We start from the raw sequence: 16,768 nt of genomic DNA on the forward strand, positions 1-16,768 counted from the left end.
TCCGATCACCACCACGCATTTGTCGTCGCCCCATTCAGTTCCCCAACTAAGCGCGCAACGTCGCTGCGAGCCCCACAGCCGAGCTTGCGAAAGATTGCCTCGGTATGCCGGCGCACGGTGTGCACAGTGATCTCCAACTGTACGGCAATGCGTGGGGAGGTAAATCCCGATCCGATGAAACGGGCTATCTCTGCCTCCCTAGCGGTAAGGCCGCAGGCCCGCAGGCCCTGATGAAGATCCGGTGGCAGCCCCGATGGTTCTGCTTCGTAGCTCCTCGACTGACGCGGAGACGGAGGCGCGGGCATCAATACGACCACCGCTTCCACCTTCCGGCGCGAATCCCTCAGGAGGGTTCCATGAGCGAGAAGACGCGGTTCGGTACCTGGCAGCAAAGAACGCCACCTCGGAAACACGTTCGAACAGGCTCCCCATTTTGCGGAGGCGCGTTGTACATCCTGTCCGATCCCATACAGGATTGGATCGTGGAGATCGGCGAGCAGGACCGCAGCCTGGGGAGTCAGCTCCAGCAGCGTCCCATCCGGCGCAAGGCGGACCACGGGGAGCTCGAGTTGTTGGAGCAGCCGCCTAGTTGATACGGTCAATGACGACACAGACACCTGCCGAGCGCGGAGTTGAGCATCGTACGGTACCAGATGGGACCGTAGGTCGTCCGCACGGTAGGGGTACCCGATCAACTGCCGGTCGTGCTTCGCTCGCGGTCCAATCGCAAGACGTTCAAATTCCACAAATGTCGAATGAAGCGAGCCCCGACCTCCCGAATTCTCCAGCGACATCTACTCAACACACGCCTTGCCACCTGATCCTGCTGGGTGACGCCCGCATATCTCGTGGTCCCGAGTTGTGGACCGGACGGGCGGCACAAAACCGAAGACTGGCCGTACTGGTTTTGCTGGCGGGTCACGTCAATCGGCGCTGTTCGCGGCAGGCCATCCAGACCCTGCTCTGGCCAGACGCGGACGGGCACACTGCGCGCCGCCTGCTCAATGAATCGGTCTACATTATTCGGAAAGAACTTGGAACGACAACACTTGAATCGCACGGAGAGTATCTCGCGCTCGGTCGAGATGTCACCAGTGATCTCGAGTGGTTTCGTGCAGCGGCATCAACAGGCGAGTTGGAACGGGCCGTCGCCATCTACTCTGGGCCGTTCCTGGGAACCTGGTCACCCGCCGACATGCCGGAGTTCGAACAGTGGGTGACGCTTGAACGGGAGGTCGCCGCGCGGCAGCATCGCGATTGCCTGCAACGGCTGGCCACCATCGCCGAGGCGGTCGAGGATTGGCCCAGGGCCATCGAGTGGCATCAGCGACTGCTGAGTGCCGACCCCTTTGGAGTTCAGGCGGCCATCGCCCTCGCGCGCGCTCAGGCCAGAGCGGGCGAACCATTGCGCGCTATGCAGACCATCGACGCGCTGGCAAATACATGGCGTCTGGAGTTCGGCGAACCGATCCCCGATGCGCTCACATCCCTGCGTCGGGAATTGCTATCCGCTGCCGGGCTTTCATCCTCCTCTCCCCAAAGCCCGCCGACAACACGCGAGGCCGTAACGACGGAAAGCGGCGGGAGGTCGCCAGAGGCCCCGGTTCCTCTCTCCCTCACCCCCTCCAATCTCCCGCACGCCACATCCAATTCCAACGCCGACGGTGAAAGACGGCGAATACTGCAGCGATTCCCGCTCGCCTTCGGACTGGCCGTGCTCTTGGCCATCATCCTCAGCGCTGGCGTCGCGGCCATTCGACGTCCACCAGTGCATTCGGCAACCACCTTCTCGCATCTGGCAATCCTACCCTTTGAAACTCCAAGTGGCGACTACGACGGGGCTTTCGTAGCCACCGGGCTTGCCGAGGCTCTTTCGGGTACGCTGGGCGGATTCACTGGGCTCCGGCTAATAGCACCCGAAGTATTCACACGACGCAGGACTGAAACATATCTCATCGATTCCATCGCCAGGCGATTTGGCGGTCCGCTGGTACTCCGGGCGGTGCTGGAAACATCTCGGAACGAAATCAGTGTCACTGCCAGACTGATAGACAGCCAGACAGGTGAGCAAATCACATCGGTATTGGTGACTGCCCCCCGTGAGGACCTGTCGACATTGCGACAGGAACTGGTCACGAGGGTGGCTGTAGCGGTGCGTCAGCGTTTGGGTCTGACCAATAACCGCGAGTTGTTTGCCACTTGGACGAAGCTTGGAACCGCAACACCGGAGGGCGTGGCACTCGTATGGCGTGCACAGCATCGCATCCGTGATCTCGTCAACTACCGTCTTTCCACGCAACGCGACTCACTCGCCCGAAAGCGCATGCAGACAAGCGCTGCGGAGACAGATTCGCTGCTTGCCGCGACAGAGCAGATCGACGCACGATGGTTCGAGCCCACTCTATTGCGTGCTCGATTGGCCTGGGAACGTGCTCGCCTCGAGGTTGGTCCTGCCCGGCTCGCGGAAATCGCCATCGGACTCGGACATGTAGAACGAGCCATCACATTGCTCGGCACAACAGCCGCCGAGGTGCCATCGTCTGCGACAGGAGCCGAACATCTCGAGATCAGGCTGCGCAATGCTCAGCAGGCCCGCGCGTACTTCCTGCGAGGGACTCTGCGGCTCATGACCGTCGCGGCGATGGCCACAGGGCGAAGCGAACATGCGATCGCCTCGGCGGGGGAAAGCGACCTACAGATTGCAGTGCGGCTGGACAGCCTCCTGGCTCCGGCGTGGGCCGCCCTTGCCAGACCACACTGGATGCGCGCCGATTTCCAAGGAGCACAGCGCGCTGCAGAGATGGCCATTCGTGCGGATCCCTTTGGGGAGGCGCTTGAGGAATCGATCAACTGGGCCGCACGTTCTGCGGCCGCTCGCGGGGAGCGCAACACAACACTGCGCTGGTGTCGACGCGGCAGGGCAGAAGTACCGAGCACCTGGCTGTTTCTCGACTGTGAGCTACTGGTGCATGCACTGGATGCGGCGGGCCTCGGAGACCGACCCAATCCCGCAGCAGCATGGGCACTGGTCGACACACTTGAACGATTGGATGCGGGAGCGATCCAGGGAGGTAGGAACTACAGCCCGGTCTATCGTCGGCTGACCGCCGCGGCGGTTTCCGCCGCGGCAGGCGACACGGAGCGCGCACGCCGTGAATTGCAACACGCGCAACAGCGGGTTGCAACTCACAGTGATATGCAGGTGGATATCAAATACGATGCGGCCTTCGTGTACACCATGCTCGGTGAGACCGCCACAGCGCGTGCAGAACTCGCCAGCTATGTCGCGGCGCGACCAGACTACGCCCAGGCCGTGATACGCCACGCCCGTTTCAGAGCACTCAAGATCCCGGGTTCATCGCCATGAAAAAGTCCTTCATCGAAAGAAGCTCGAGCGTCCCATCCTCTTGCCGCTTCACAACCTTGAGGAGATCTGCTTCCATGACTTCAGACGGCAACGAATCCGGCTCGTGCACGAGGGCGACATATTTTTCGTTCGCGTAGTAGCCGTCCCGAAGATTTTTGGCAAATTCGGCCCCTCGCGTGATGGTGTAGTAGGGCAACACGAACTTCTCGATTGCCGCCGGCGACAGGAACCACGCATCCACATCACCGATATCCTGTCCGTCCTTGTCGACCAGCTTCTTACCTGGCGGTGCGATCAACTTGAGTGGATCCGTACGCGGGGCATAGGCGGGATTGCCCGTGTACGCCGCGTTGACTTCCACCAGCACCTCCCAAATCCCTGCCTCGACACTAGTGCCTTTCTTCACGACCATGAAGTCCGGCTCCCCGTTCTGGTGCTGCTTTCTGCGCAAGACCAGAAGTGGCCCGCCCTGCAGGCCGTGAGCAGCTTCAGCAAGCAGCTTGAGGTCATTCAAGGAAAGTGTGTCGGGAACGCTCATCGCAGTCACGCCTCGTGGTTGGGGGCTTCCGGGATGGTTCTACAACGTGGGCATTGGTCCTACGATTTGCGCATACCCTGCCAATCCGGCAAAAGTTCATGGCCGCATTCTGAATTTTCAGCCGATCCCTGAGGGAATTCCACGCGGATGTTTGCCAACCGGTTCTGCACATGATGCAATCCACGGAGTCACGGAACTACCGCCCAACGCCCGCGCTACGTCCTGTTTCTCATGAACGCCTAGCTTGTTCATCACCGCTTCACAATGCCGACGCGCGGTATTCGGTTTGACACCGATACGTTGTGCGATCTCGAGGTAGGTAAGTCGTTCGGCCATCATGAACGCCACGTCCTGCTGACGAGGTGTGAGGTGTGCTTCTTGTGCCGCAGCAAGAGTTCGATCTCGAACGATTCGATGGAATACATCGCCTCGATTCCATCGATCGAATCCCCGCACGACCACACCCTTTTCGGCATGCAAGACGGTGACGCCTGTGAATTCGGCCTTCTGTACTGACGCGAAGACGCCGCATCCTACACCGTAGTGCGTGCCTCTTGCCTGCCAGTGAATCGCTCCAACGTTTCCCTCGGCGACGGAAGTCAGCACCTCATACTGAAGATCCGGAAACGTGCAGGTGAAAGAGCGCCAGTACGTCCGAAATGCCTCACGACCAAGACTTCCTTCGGCTCCCTCCACATCGATCAGACATTCGGGCGCCAAGAGTACGTCAATAGTTGACTCCAAACGCCTTGTCCACAGGTCGTGCGACCAGTGTTCCATCAGCAGTCTGATCGGCGCCATCGTCCTGCCTCCGCAAGTGACTATTATCGCCATCCTGTTGCTGGGAGGAATACTGGGTGACGAGCATCGCGCCAGACATTGGTCATTCTACCAAGACGCGCCGACTGGAATGGTGGAGAGCATTGCCTCTCTAGGGCACGATGCCACTCGACAAGCCCAACGACACGATTGAGGCTGTAGCCGTCTCCTTCTCCGATCTCCCTCCAATGGATCTCGGTGAGCGGAGTCTTCGGGAAAACCACGACGGTCTCATCGAATCTCGGAGGAAGCCATGGCTCGGCCTCACAGGACTCTCAGCGGCATACAAATCACTTTGGCGGCCGTTGGCACATGCTCGCTCATTTTCAGTAGTCCGTTGGCCGCACAACGCAACGGAAAGCCCAAGACAGACACACTCCTCTTCCACCTCACAGCATCGGGAGCAACGATTCGAGGACCATCACGTGCTTCTGGAGATCATCGCATCGATATCCTAGTGAAAGGATTCAATCCGCTTCATCCCGCCACCTATCAGATCACCGTTGCGGGCGCACCACTGAATTCACCGGACATCAAGCCGTATGATGTGCTTGCAGGACTCCTGGGCTGGTCTCCCTTGGAGGAAGCGAAGGCGACTTCCCAAGTAGCTTCTGCACTCGATCAGGGAGGTTCTCAGAAACCGAAACCGACCGGGAGCGAAACGAAGGGAACGCAATTTTTCAACAACTCGATCTGCAACGAGCAAGTTGCCAATCAAGTGTCGGCACTCGACTCTGAATTGTGGAGCACCCTTAGGGAGGTGCATGATCTCGCCGGGAGAGCGCGGGTTTCGCTTGCAGCGTTGGACATCATGCGCGCCAATGCAGAGGCATTGAGTTCGAATATCTTGGCCGACGAGAACAATCTCAATGCATCAGTTTTTGCTATGAAGATCACAATAGACACCCTACAGATACTCGGTGCGCCCTCTGATCGCAGTTTCCTTACCACGGTGCGACAGAGTCTCATTGAAGATCAAATGCAGATGAACCAGCTCAAGAGCAAAGCGGAACAGGGCAATTGCATTTTCGCTCAATCGACATTGATCGCCTCCGAAAAACGAATCTCCTTGATGGTTCGCGATATGGCGATGATTGACACGGCAATGAGTTTTGCTGGAAGAAATCTCGAGATTCTCCGTAAGGCGGTGGCGACATGGTCGCACCTTGTCGCGTCACCAAGTGCATTTGTCGCCAGCGCGACTGCCGGGCCCTACCAGACCTCAACGGAGGTTTCCATTTCCGTGAAGCGACAAACCCCTCAGATATCAGCGCCTTTTCCCACCGTCGCTCTCGGGCTCCTCGCCAGTGAAAGGCTCGTGATCGACGGCCCGGAGTCCGAAGAGAAGAAGACATGTGAATGCGCTGCGCAGACCAACAGGACAACCACTGTGTCCACGCAGCAGCAGCCTTCTGAAGAAAAGACCGTCGCGACAGCGGTATTGCATCTTGACGTCGAACCACGAGTACAAGTTTCGGCCGGCGTGTCCTATAGCATGGCCTACAACGCTCCCACTTTCACGATCACAAAGCACAACGAGGAGACAGCTACTGTCACCGAGTCGGTAAGAGGAAACGGCCGTACGGCTCCCATAGTCCTACTGCATCTCCGCATGTGGCCACAGTGGTTCCTGAGCGCCGGCGGCAGTCTTTCGAAATCGGATGCAACTGGCGCGCTCGACCACGACGCATTCTTTGGTATGTCACGGGCGGTCCCCCGCATTCCGGCACTCGGTATGCTCAGCCTCGGAGCTACCTACTACCGTCGGGCAGTTCTCACCCCTGGAGTGACCGTCGGATCCCCCTATCAGACGAGCGCAACACCGAGCCCCCTTATCACCAAAGACGGCCTTGCCGTGACCATCGGCGTCACGGCGAAGATACGGTGATCTCGTTCAGTGAACTCGGGCTGCGCAGGAGTGCCGAATCTCGGACACATGGGAGTTGTTTCGGGTGCTACTGCCACCCTCCACCCACCGCCCGAAACAACTGCACCGTCGCCGCCAGATACTGCCGCTCCACCTGCACCCTGGTCAACTGCGCCGCGAACAACCCGCGCTGTGCATCCAGCACCTCGAGATAACTCGAAATCCCGCTCGCGTACCGCCGCTCGGCAATCGTGAACGCCGCCAGCAGCGCACGTTCCTGCGTCTGCTGCGCGGCCAGTTGATCCCGACGCAACCGCACACCGGCGGCGGCATCACTGGCCTCCCGCAATGCCACCAGCACCACCTGCTCGAACGTATTCCGTGACTGTTCCGCACGCGCCTTGGCGGCCTTCTGCTCGCTGCTCAACCGCCCACCGGTGAACAACGGCACCGAAATGCCGGCCTGCAACGTGTAGATCTCACCACGGCCATCGAAGATCGTGCCGTACGTCGGACGCTGCGCGCCGTACTGTCCCGTGATCGACACCGTGGGCAGCCGGGCGGCCTGCGCCACACCGATGCGCGCGGTGGCTGCCTGAAAATCATGCTGCGCCCGCAGCACATCGGGACGGCGCGCCAGCAGATCGCCAGACAGCGAGTCGGGCACGTTCACCGTCTTCACGATATCGCTGAGCAACTGCCCACGCGTGATGGTCTGGGGCGATGTACCAAGCAACACGGACAGCGCATTCTCCAGCTCCGTGCGCTGCCGGGTGAAGTCGGCCACACGCGCGGCCGGATCAGCCACGGTGGCCTCGAACTGCCGCACGTCGAGCTCGGAGATCAGCCCCTGCTCGAATCGCCGGCGCGCCAACTGTAACGTGGCTTCACGCGACACCAATGTCTGCTCGGCGATGGTAATGACCGCATCGGCCTCACGTAGCTGCAGGTAGGTATTGGCCACATCGCTCACCAGCGACAACGTCGTGGCGCGCACATCATCTTCGCGCGCCGCCACGTCGAACCCTGCGGCCTGCGTAGCTCGCCGAGTGCGCCCCCAGAAGTCGAGCTCCCAGGCGAGATCGCTGGTCACACGCGCGGCATCGAACTCGATGGGCGGTGCGGCGGCCAGGGCGATCTTGTTGGTGCCCATCGTGGTGCCCACGTTGATCTGCGGGAAAAACCGCGACGCGGCCACGCCGCGCAACGCGCGGAATTCGTTGATACGCTGCTGGGCCACACGCAGATTGCGGTTGTTGCTCACCGCCACGCGAATCAGCGACTCCAACGTGCTGTCACGCAGGACCTCGGTCCACGCTGGTGCCGAAGAGCCACTCGCGACCAGATCGATCGACTCGGCGGCGAGCCTCGACGTGATACGCGCCAGACTGTCTTTGCCGTCCTGCGCGCGGGCCGTACGCAAGGAGTCGAGGAACTGACGAGTATCCGCCGATGGACCGGAGGATGCTCGCGCCGTCACCGAGGGCACGTCGGGGCGAACACGGGTGGACGGCCCAACGGCGCAGGCACCAAGCAACAGCGCCGATACCAGCGTGAGCGCCGACTGTACGCGTGCGACATACGGAGACCGGCTCATGACACCACCTCCGCCTTCGTACCAGATGCAACGGGTGTCGTGCCGGCGACGCCGCGTTCCGTGAAACGGCGGATCAAAGCAAAGAACAACGGAATGAAGAAGATGCCGACCAAGGTGGCGACGAGCATACCGGCAAACACACCGGTACCGAGTGACCGTCGGCTGCCGGCGCCGGCACCACCAGCAATCACCAGCGGCAGCACGCCAAGGATGAACGCGAAGGACGTCATGAGAATGGGTCGGAAACGCTCGCGCGCCGCTTCGATGGCGGCATCGCGGATGCTGTAGCCCTGTGCGCGCAGTGACGTCGCAAACTCCACAATGAGGATGGCGTTTTTGGCCGCCAACCCGACCACGGTGAAGAGACCGACCTGCAGATAGACGTCACTGGGCGATCCGCGCAGCCAGACGCCGAACAGCGCCCCGACGATACCGAAGGGAATGCCCAGCAGCACGGCAAACGGAATGGACCAACTTTCGTACTGCGCGGCAAGTACCAGGAACACCAACACCAGGCCGAGTACGAGCACGAGGTTGTTGCTGCCCGCCGACTCACGCTCCTGGAAGGACTGGCCGCTATAGGCGTAGCCGATACCCTGTGCGGCGTATTTGTCGGCAACCAGCTTTTCCACCGCGTCGAGGCCTTCGCCGGAGCTCGCCCCCAGTGTGGCGGCAGCGGTCACGAGTGCAGCCGGAAAACCATTGAAGCGCGTGAGCAAGCTGGGGGCGCCGCGCATATCGCTTTCGGTCACCGCCGACAGCGGCACCATCGCGCCTGTATTGCTGCGCACAAAATATCGACCGATGTCTTCCGGAGTCTGCCGGAACTGCGCCTGGGCTTCGGCCTGCACGCGGTACGGACGACCGTAGATGTTGAAGTCGTTGATGTACAGGTTGGAAAGCATCGTCTGCAGGGTGGCAAACACCTGCGACGTGTTCACCCCGCGCGCCTGCGCCGCGGCTTCGTCCACGGTCACGAAGAGCTGCGGCACTTCGGCGCGGAAGTTGGTGGCCACGTTCTGCAACGACGGAATCTTCTTGCCGTCGTTCACGAAACTCTGCACTTCACGCGCGAAGGCCTGTACATCGTCTCCGGAACGCTGCTGCAGGTTCAGTTCGAGACCACTGGTGATACCCAGACCGGGGATTTCGGGCAGATTGAAGCCGAACACCACCGCTTCCTTGAGCCCGCCCAGCTTCTTGTTGATGCGCGCCAGCACGGCCTCGAGGGATTCGTCCTTGCCGGTACGTTCGCCCCACGGCTTGAGCGTGACGAACATGGTGGCCACGTTCGTGAGGTTGGAGCCGGTGAGCAACGCAAAACCTTCCAGCGCCACCGTGCCACGCACCATCGGATCGTCGCGCACGATGCGGTTCACTTCGGTCACCACATCGCTGGTGCGCTGCAAGGAGGCAGCGTCCGGCAACTGGATGGACACGGCGAAATAACCCTTGTCTTCATTGGGCAGGAAACCGCCGGGCACGGCCTTGTACAGCACGCCGATCAGCACGAGGATGACGGCAAAGCCGGCTACCCACGTGCGCGGCCGATCAATGACGCCGGTCGCGCCACTCACATACTTGCGCGTCAACCGCGCAAAACCGCGATCGAAGGCCTGAAAGAACTTGCCCTCTTCTTCGTAGGTCTTGTGCCGCAGCAACGTTGCACACAGCGCAGGGGTCAGCGTGAGTGCCACCAGTCCGGAGATCACCACCGAAATCACGATGGTCGCGGCGAATTGCTTGTACATGGCGCCAGTGATGCCACCCACAAAGGCCACCGGGATGAACACGGCACACAACACCAGCACGATGGCCACCAGGGCACCACCCACCTGCTTCATGGCCCGGTTGGTGGCTACACGCGGTGATACGTGGTCCTGCTCCATGATGCGCTCGACGTTTTCGATGACGACGATGGCGTCATCGACCACGATACCGATGGCCAATACCAGGCCAAACAGCGTCAGCGTGTTGATGGTGAAACCCAGGGCCTGCAAGCCGAGGAAGGTGCCGATGATGGAGACCGGCACCGCCAGCACCGGGATGAGCGTGGCGCGCCAGCTCTTGAGGAACAGGAACACCACCAGCGTCACCAGCAGCATGGCTTCGAACAGCGTCTTCACCACTTCCTTGATGGATTCGGTGATGAAGGGCGTGGTGTCGAAGGGAATTTCGTAGCGCACGCCGGGCGGGAACGTGGGCGCCAGTTCCTGCATGCGCTTCACGATGGCGTTCTTCACTTCCAGGTTGTTGGCACCCGGCCGACCGAACACCAGCAGATTGGCAGTGGGCTTGCCATTCACACGGGCCTTGGCATCGTAGCCGCGCGAACCCATGGTGACTTCGGCAATGTCCTTCACTCGCACCAGCGATCCGTCGGGGCGCGCACGCACGATGATCTCACCGAACTCGCTGGGCTGCGTGAGGCGGCCGGTGGTGACCACGGGGATGGTGAGCTGGGTGCCCATCGGCGACGGCTCGCGACCGAGACGGCCGCCAGGCTTGGTGGCATTCTGCGCCGATACGGCTTGCTGCACATCTTCCACGGTGATCCCGAGCTGCGCCATGCGCTCAGGATTCATGCTGATCAGCATCGCGAAGTCGAGATTGCCGAACACCCGCGAATCACCGACACCGGGAATGCGCTTGATCTCGTTTTCGACGTAGATCTTGGCGTAGTTGCTGAGATACGACGCGTCGTAGCGCGGGTCGTCGGATGTGATGGCGACCAGCGCCAGGATGTCGGAGTTGGCCTTGGTGATGGTCACACCGGTCTGACGCACGGCGGCCGGCAACTGGGGCGTGGCCACACCCACGGCGTTCTGCACGTCCACGGCCGCGAGGTCCTGATTGCGCGAGATGTCGAAGTAGATCGACATCGACATCGTGCCATCGCTGGTATTCGACGACTTGTAGTACAACAGGCCGTTGAGGCTCGACAACTGCTGTTCGATGGGCGCGGCCACGGCGGTGGCTACGTCGGCTGCGCTCGCGCCCGGGTAGAACGCGGTCACCTGCACCGCAGGCGGTGTGATCTGCGGGTACCGACTCACGGGCAGTGACTGCATGGCGAAGAGGCCGAGCAACGTGATCACCATGGAGATCACGGCAGCGAGTACCGGCCGGCGCACAAAGAGGTACTCGCTCTCCGGCGTCACCGCATTGGCCAGCTTGTTGCTGATTTCGCTGTCGGGTTTGTGGTGCAGACCGTCGTGTGCATTGTCATGCGGCAACTTGCTGCTCACTGGCGCGCTCCACTGTCCGCCAACACCTTCGCGCGCACGACCGCGCCGGCGCCGACTTTCTGCACACCGTCCACCACGACCTTTTCACCGGCCGAGAGCCCCTTCTCGATCAGCCAGTTGTTGCCCGACCAGCCGGTGGCCTTCACTTCCCGCACCGCCACCTTGTTGCTGTCGTCGACGACATACACCACTTCCTTGCCCATCTGCTGCAACACGGCGCGCTGCGGCACCACAATCGCGCTGTCTCGGCTCAGACCACGAATGCGCGCCTGCACGAACTGACCCGGCACCAGCAGACGATCGCCATTTTCGAAGCGCGCACGATACTGCTGCGTGCCGGTACGGGCGTCGACCACCGGGTCCACGAAGTCGATACGACCAAGCCGCGGGAACTCGCTGCCATCGGGCATGAAGAGCACCACCCGCGCCTTGCCACCCACCGCCAACTCACGACGTGCCGCCGCGTCCCGTGCCCAGCGATACTGCTGCGCGGCCGACGGTCGGAAGCTCACATACACCGGGTCCACCACATCGATGGTCGTAAGCAGGTCGCTCACGCCAGCGACCCGTGCGCCCACCTCGAGCACCGCGCGGCCCACACGCCCGCCGATCTCGGCGCGCACCACGGTCTCCTTGAGTCGCTTCTCGGCCGCATCGGCCGCGCCGCGTGCCTGCTCTACCAGCGCCTTGGCCTGCAGCAACTGGGATTCGGCGTTGTCGACTTCCTGTTTGGCGATCGCATTGCCCACCAGGAGCGGACGCAGACGACTGGCCATGAGTTCGGCGTTGGCCATTCGGGCTTCCGCTTCACTGAGACGACCACGGGCGGCGCGGGCGTCGGCATCGGCGGTGACCGCATCGATGCGATAGAGCACCTGGCCCGCCTGTACCTGCGTGCCTTCCGTGAACGGACGTTCGAGGATGATGCCGGCAGCCTGGGCGCGCACCTGCACGGTGCGGTAGGCCTCGACCTGTCCGACGAACTGCAGGTTCTCTTCGACCGTGGCCGGCTGCGCGACGATGTAGGTGACCTCCGATGGCGGTGGCGGCGGTGCCGCCTCCTTCTTCGAGCAGGCCAATGTCAGAGCAACGGACAATCCCACCGCCCAATGCCGGGGGCGGAGCGCAAAAGCGTACATGAAGAGCGCGGAGATGGCGCCGTTTGGCGCGACTGTGGTTTCCTGCCAGCCGACAGGTGGTTACATACTACGTAGTAGGTAAGCACCGTGTTGTGCGATTTGCACTGGTACTTTCACCCCCCTTTACGCACTGAGATGAGCGAGGCGTCACCGCCAGATCGCCGGCGCATGCGGCCGGAGGACCGTCGTCGCGAGGTACTCGACGCGGCGCTGCGGGTTTTCGCCGAAGCGGGATTCCGTCGAGCCAGTCTGAACGCGGTGAGTGATGAGGCCGGCGTGACGAAGGGCTGCCTGTACCACTACTTCGACTCCAAGGAAGACCTGCTGCTGGCCCTCATGCGTGAGCGCGCGCAGGACGTGGGATCACTGGCGCAGGCCTTGGCGGACGTCACGACGCGGGACGAGCTGCTCGCCCGTATGGTCCGTGTGCTGTGGGAGAAGTACGAGCGGGAAGGTGAGCTCGACATGACCGGCGTGGTGCTCACGGAATTGCCGCACGCGCCGGCCGTGGCACGGGCGTTCTTCGATGAAGTGATTGCCCCACGACGCGCCGACCTGCGTGATGCGCTGGTGCGCACCGATTCCACGTCGGTCGACCCCGAACTCGCCGCGATGCTGTTGCCCTGGATGATGATGGGTGTCGCGTTGGGCTACCGGCTCTGCGGCGGGATCGATGCGGCACAGCGAACGCCAGAAGAGATCGAACAGGCGACACTGGCGATCCTCTCCAGGGGATTGTAAGTGCCATCCCTGTCGGGAATCGCACGAGGTTTCAGTCTCTGGATGGCCGTGTGGTGGACGATCATCGGCGTGCTGATCGCCGCCGGTGGTACCTGGTGGATGGATCACCGTGCTGATCGCGGCCGTGGCGAGTGCGATCCCATTGGTGCTCCTGCTGCGCGGTTTTGCGGGACGACGTTATCCGTCAGCCGTAGAACGTATCTGGCTGATGCGCCCGTTCTGGTACCTGCAAGTAGCACTGCCCGTACTGGGTCTTTCCGCACTTGCGGGCGTGATACTGGGCCTGCCATTCGGCGCGCCCGGCGCAGGAGGACGCTGGGCCTTGGCTCTGGCAGGATCCATACTCAGTGCCATCGCACTGGCTGGATACGTGGGTTCACGATGGCTGGTGACAAAAGAACTCGTTGCTGAACATCCCGATGTACCAGCGTCGTTGGATGGCCTGCGCATCGTGCAGATCTCCGACCTACATGTAGGGCCGCACACACCACGCCGATTTCTCGCCCGCGTGCACAAGGCGGTGCACGAGGCACGTCCGGATCTGATCGCCATCACAGGTGACCAGGTGGACGACTATGCCCCGGATGTGCAGCACTTCACGAACGCATTCGGCAGTCTCACCGCACCACTGGGTGTGTATGCCATCGCCGGGAACCACGACGTGTGTGCGGGATGGCCTGCGGTACGTGTGGGCATGGAAGCCGCCGGCATGCAGGTACTCGTGAATGCGGCCATCCCGCTGGTGCATGGCGGTGCGCGGTTCTGGTTGGCGGGCACCGGTGACCCGGCCGCATTGGGGTGGTCGCGCGATGTGGCCGCGGAGTGCGCCCCGGACATCGGGTGCACCCTGACCAACGTGCCTCCGGGTGCCTTCACGATCGTGTTGGCGCACAATCCAGCGCTCTGGCCCGCCCTCGTCAAACGCGGCGTGGCGCTCACACTCAGCGGGCATACGCACTACGGCCAGTTTTCCATCCCGCGTCTCGGGTGGAGCCTCGCGTCACCATTCCTCAAGCACGCCATGGGCAGTCACCGCGAACAACAATCGCTGCTCTACATCAACCCCGGCACCAACTACTGGGGTTTGCCGTTGCGTATCGGAGCACTGCCGGAAGTCACCGTGGTCACGCTCAGGCAATCGGCCAACAGTGCGATTCGTTCTTCGCCCTGACGCCCCTCGCGTCTTCAGGCGCGCTTTGCGACATACAGCGTGTGCATTGGTCCGCTGGTCACATGGGCTCGCACACGCAGTGTCTGCACCGTGAGCCCGATGTTCTCCAACGCGTTCAGAAAGCCCGGGTCATCGCCAACGGACCAATAGGCAACCGTGCCATGAGGCTTGAGCGCGGCCAGCGTGCTGACAATGCCCTTGTTGGCGTAAAGGCGCGAGTTCTCCGCCATGATCATCCCTTCGGGGCCATTGTCGGTGTCGAGCATGATGGCATCAAAACCACCGCGATTGGCCCGCAGCACGTTGATGACGTCATCGTGCACGATCTTCACGCGTGGATCGGCCATGGCCTCCGCCGACAAGGCGAACTCGGGATTGGCATTCCAGGCAATCACTTCGGCCACGAGTTCAGCGACAACCACCTCGGCGTCGGGACCGACATGTCGCAGCGCTTCCCGCAGCGTGAATCCCAACCCGAGCCCGCCAATCAGCACACGGGCCCCACGCGTCGTGGTCAGCGGTGCGCAGGCCACCTCGGCGAGCTTGTCTTCGGAGTAGTGCCGGCGCGTGGACATCAACTCCACACGATCGGCGCGAATCAGATAGGCCCCATCGTGCCGGAACAGCTCCAGCAGGGTGCCATCAGGGGTCCGGGCCTCACCGAGGCGTTCAAGCGGCTTCATCCCCGAACTTAGTCGATTCCCGATGGCTGATCGAGAGTGAGGCGGGGAAACAGCGGGGGGAACACTGATTGCACGGAAACAGAACAGAAAAGCACAGATGCCGCCCCACGGACCCTCCAAGCAGGTGATCGTGGTTGTGGTATCTGTGCTTTTTCTGTTCTGTTTCGGTGTGGTCTGTGTTCCCCCCGCTTGTTGCAGTTGCGGTCCGGCCAAGGCCAGCCGCAAACACATCAGGCGTTCGGCCGCGCTCCCGCTTCCCGTGCGCGATACTGCTTGCCGAGCCACACCGCCAGCACCAGCCACGCCGCCGAAAGCGGCACCATGGTGAAGGCGAGCCCAGACAGACCGAGTCCAAAGACGGCCATCCAGGTATACGACCACGCTCCGACCTGATCGCCGAGTCGGTAGACGAAGGTGTCGCTGAAATTCTTCGCCTTGTACTTGTCGGTGCGTGGCAACACGGTGAACAACGCTTCACGACCCGGCCGCTGAATCGCGAAGTTGCCGGCACGACGGGCCACCTGGAACACCACCAGCACGACCAGTGTTGGCGCAAAACCCATGACGCCAAAACCGATCAATGTCACGGCCGGGAGAAACGCGAGCGCCGCGCCAATGCCCAGCCACTTGATGAAACGGCCCGTGACGAAGAGCTGCGCCAGCAACGTCAGCGCGTTCACTGCAATATCCATGGATCCGAACACCCGGGTGCGTGCCGCGCGGTCTTCACCAAACACACGCGCCACCACATCCACCTGCTGGAAGTAGAGGAACGTGCTGGAGATGGTGTAGAACAGAATCAGCGACGCAATGCCCAGCAGGTAAGGCGATGACAGAATGTGTTTGATGCCATCGAGCACCCCGCCGCCAATCACTTCCTCCGAAGCACTCTTGGACGGCACCTCCGCCGCGACGACCTCAGTCTCCGGCTCGGCGGCGTGCATCTCCGCCTCCTTGCGATCGAGCACGTGCGACGCGCGAACCGCCAGCTCGAGAATGAGGGCCGAGACCAGCATGAGGTTGAGCGGCCCCATCACGCCCACGAGGCCCGTGGTGATCGTCGCACCAAGCATGGCCCCGATGGTGCCGCCCACGGCGACCACACCGAAGAGCCGTTTGCCCTGCCCTGGTTTGAACACATCGGTGAGCAGAGACCAGAACACCGAAACGACGAAGAGGTTGAAGATGCTCGTCCAGATGAAGAAGATGCGTCCCACCCAGATCTGCTGCTCCGCGCTCGAGGCACGGAAGATCAGATAGAACACAATCAGGTTCATGATGAAGAAGCGGTACGTCCACCCGATGAACTGGCGTCGCTTGAGCTTGGAGACGAGAGACGTGTAGAGCGGATGCACGAGCAGCATGCCGATCATCGTGCCCGTGAATAGCCACGCCAGATTCTCGGCGCCACTGGCCGCACCCATATCGTCACGAATGGGACGGATGACGTAATACGCGCACAACACCAGGAAGTAATACGCCGTGGCCCACACCAGCACGGCACCCTCGCCAGGGCGCGCACCTACACTGGCGCGCAACCGCGCCAGCACTCCCGTCTCAGTTGTCATGGAGCACCCGTGGAGGGGAACTGCGCCCGG

At 61.8% G+C, this 16,768-nt stretch carries 12 protein-coding genes; 4 read left to right on the top strand and 8 right to left on the bottom strand.

Translation table 11 applies throughout. From position 1 onward, the window contains the following. Window positions 1-5 precede the first annotated feature (5 nt). Complete coding sequence (locus GAU_RS23010) at window positions 6-794, bottom strand: helix-turn-helix domain-containing protein (protein ID WP_083765686.1); 789 nt, start codon at window positions 792-794, stop codon at window positions 6-8. On the opposite strand from GAU_RS23010, the gene GAU_RS21975 reads away from it, so the two are divergent. Further along, window positions 749-3,367: a BTAD domain-containing putative transcriptional regulator gene (locus GAU_RS21975; protein WP_169307705.1), complete on the top strand. Its 2,619-nt coding sequence runs from the start codon at window positions 749-751 to the stop codon at window positions 3,365-3,367. The genes GAU_RS23010 and GAU_RS21975 overlap by 46 nt on opposite strands. Here the strand turns inward: GAU_RS21975 and GAU_RS15270 are convergent. Next, on the bottom strand, window positions 3,342-3,905 hold the full coding sequence (locus GAU_RS15270; RefSeq protein WP_041265588.1) for a hypothetical protein: 564 nt from the start codon (window positions 3,903-3,905) through the stop codon (window positions 3,342-3,344). The two genes, GAU_RS21975 and GAU_RS15270, sit on opposite strands and share 26 nt — an antisense overlap. A gap of 117 nt (window positions 3,906-4,022) precedes the next feature. After that, on the bottom strand, window positions 4,023-4,706 hold the full coding sequence (locus tag GAU_RS21980) for an ester cyclase (RefSeq protein WP_015894798.1): 684 nt from the start codon (window positions 4,704-4,706) through the stop codon (window positions 4,023-4,025). Between the two features lie 475 nt (window positions 4,707-5,181). Here GAU_RS21980 and GAU_RS15280 point away from each other — a divergent pair, with 475 nt between their 5' ends. Continuing rightward, the gene (locus GAU_RS15280; protein ID WP_156799071.1) at window positions 5,182-6,612 is read left to right on the top strand and encodes a hypothetical protein; all 1,431 of its coding nucleotides are present in this window, start codon (window positions 5,182-5,184) and stop codon (window positions 6,610-6,612) included. A gap of 67 nt (window positions 6,613-6,679) precedes the next feature. On the opposite strand, the gene GAU_RS15285 is transcribed toward GAU_RS15280, so the two are convergent. The 3 genes from GAU_RS15285 to GAU_RS15295 are packed head-to-tail and all read right to left on the bottom strand — an operon-like array spanning window position 6,680 to window position 12,575. Continuing rightward, the gene (locus GAU_RS15285) at window positions 6,680-8,188 is read right to left on the bottom strand and encodes an efflux transporter outer membrane subunit (RefSeq protein WP_015894800.1); all 1,509 of its coding nucleotides are present in this window, start codon (window positions 8,186-8,188) and stop codon (window positions 6,680-6,682) included. After that, complete coding sequence (locus tag GAU_RS15290) at window positions 8,185-11,436, bottom strand: efflux RND transporter permease subunit (protein ID WP_156799072.1); 3,252 nt, start codon at window positions 11,434-11,436, stop codon at window positions 8,185-8,187. The genes GAU_RS15285 and GAU_RS15290 overlap by 4 nt, the downstream gene beginning before the upstream one ends. Then, entirely contained in the window at window positions 11,433-12,575 is a 1,143-nt protein-coding gene (locus GAU_RS15295; protein ID WP_015894802.1) for an efflux RND transporter periplasmic adaptor subunit, read from the bottom strand. Before GAU_RS15295 ends, GAU_RS15290 begins: the two co-directional genes overlap by 4 nt. 135 nt (window positions 12,576-12,710) lie before the next feature. Here GAU_RS15295 and GAU_RS15300 point away from each other — a divergent pair, with 135 nt between their 5' ends. Beyond that, entirely contained in the window at window positions 12,711-13,316 is a 606-nt protein-coding gene (locus tag GAU_RS15300) for a TetR/AcrR family transcriptional regulator (RefSeq protein WP_015894803.1), read from the top strand. 109 nt (window positions 13,317-13,425) lie between these two features. Beyond that, window positions 13,426-14,487, top strand: coding sequence for a metallophosphoesterase (locus tag GAU_RS15305; protein ID WP_156799073.1), 1,062 nt, complete (start codon window positions 13,426-13,428; stop codon window positions 14,485-14,487). Window positions 14,488-14,501: 14 nt separating this feature from the next. Here GAU_RS15305 and GAU_RS15310 read toward each other — a convergent pair whose 3' ends face one another. Beyond that, the gene (locus GAU_RS15310; RefSeq protein ID WP_015894805.1) at window positions 14,502-15,170 is read right to left on the bottom strand and encodes a hypothetical protein; all 669 of its coding nucleotides are present in this window, start codon (window positions 15,168-15,170) and stop codon (window positions 14,502-14,504) included. Between the two features lie 230 nt (window positions 15,171-15,400). Continuing rightward, window positions 15,401-16,738 carry an NTP/NDP exchange transporter gene (locus GAU_RS15315; protein ID WP_015894806.1) on the bottom strand — a complete coding sequence of 446 codons (1,338 nt, stop codon included), beginning with the start codon at window positions 16,736-16,738 and terminating at the stop codon, window positions 15,401-15,403. Between the last annotated feature and the right edge of the window lie 30 nt (window positions 16,739-16,768).

It is taken from the genome of Gemmatimonas aurantiaca T-27 (assembly GCF_000010305.1).
Taxonomy (GTDB): Bacteria; Gemmatimonadota; Gemmatimonadetes; order Gemmatimonadales; family Gemmatimonadaceae; genus Gemmatimonas; species Gemmatimonas aurantiaca.

Coding starts and splice junctions, on each gene's coding strand:
- GAU_RS21975 (WP_169307705.1), top strand. CDS start 749: ATGTCGAATGAAGCGAGCCCCGACCTCCCGAATTCTCCAGCGACATCT.
- GAU_RS23010 (WP_083765686.1), bottom strand. CDS start 794: ATGTCGCTGGAGAATTCGGGAGGTCGGGGCTCGCTTCATTCGACATTT.
- GAU_RS15270 (WP_041265588.1), bottom strand. CDS start 3,905: ATGAGCGTTCCCGACACACTTTCCTTGAATGACCTCAAGCTGCTTGCT.
- GAU_RS21980 (WP_015894798.1), bottom strand. CDS start 4,706: ATGGCGCCGATCAGACTGCTGATGGAACACTGGTCGCACGACCTGTGG.
- GAU_RS15285 (WP_015894800.1), bottom strand. CDS start 8,188: ATGAGCCGGTCTCCGTATGTCGCACGCGTACAGTCGGCGCTCACGCTG.
- GAU_RS15295 (WP_015894802.1), bottom strand. CDS start 12,575: ATGTACGCTTTTGCGCTCCGCCCCCGGCATTGGGCGGTGGGATTGTCC.
- GAU_RS15300 (WP_015894803.1), top strand. CDS start 12,711: ATGAGCGAGGCGTCACCGCCAGATCGCCGGCGCATGCGGCCGGAGGAC.
- GAU_RS15310 (WP_015894805.1), bottom strand. CDS start 15,170: ATGAAGCCGCTTGAACGCCTCGGTGAGGCCCGGACCCCTGATGGCACC.
- GAU_RS15315 (WP_015894806.1), bottom strand. CDS start 16,738: ATGACAACTGAGACGGGAGTGCTGGCGCGGTTGCGCGCCAGTGTAGGT.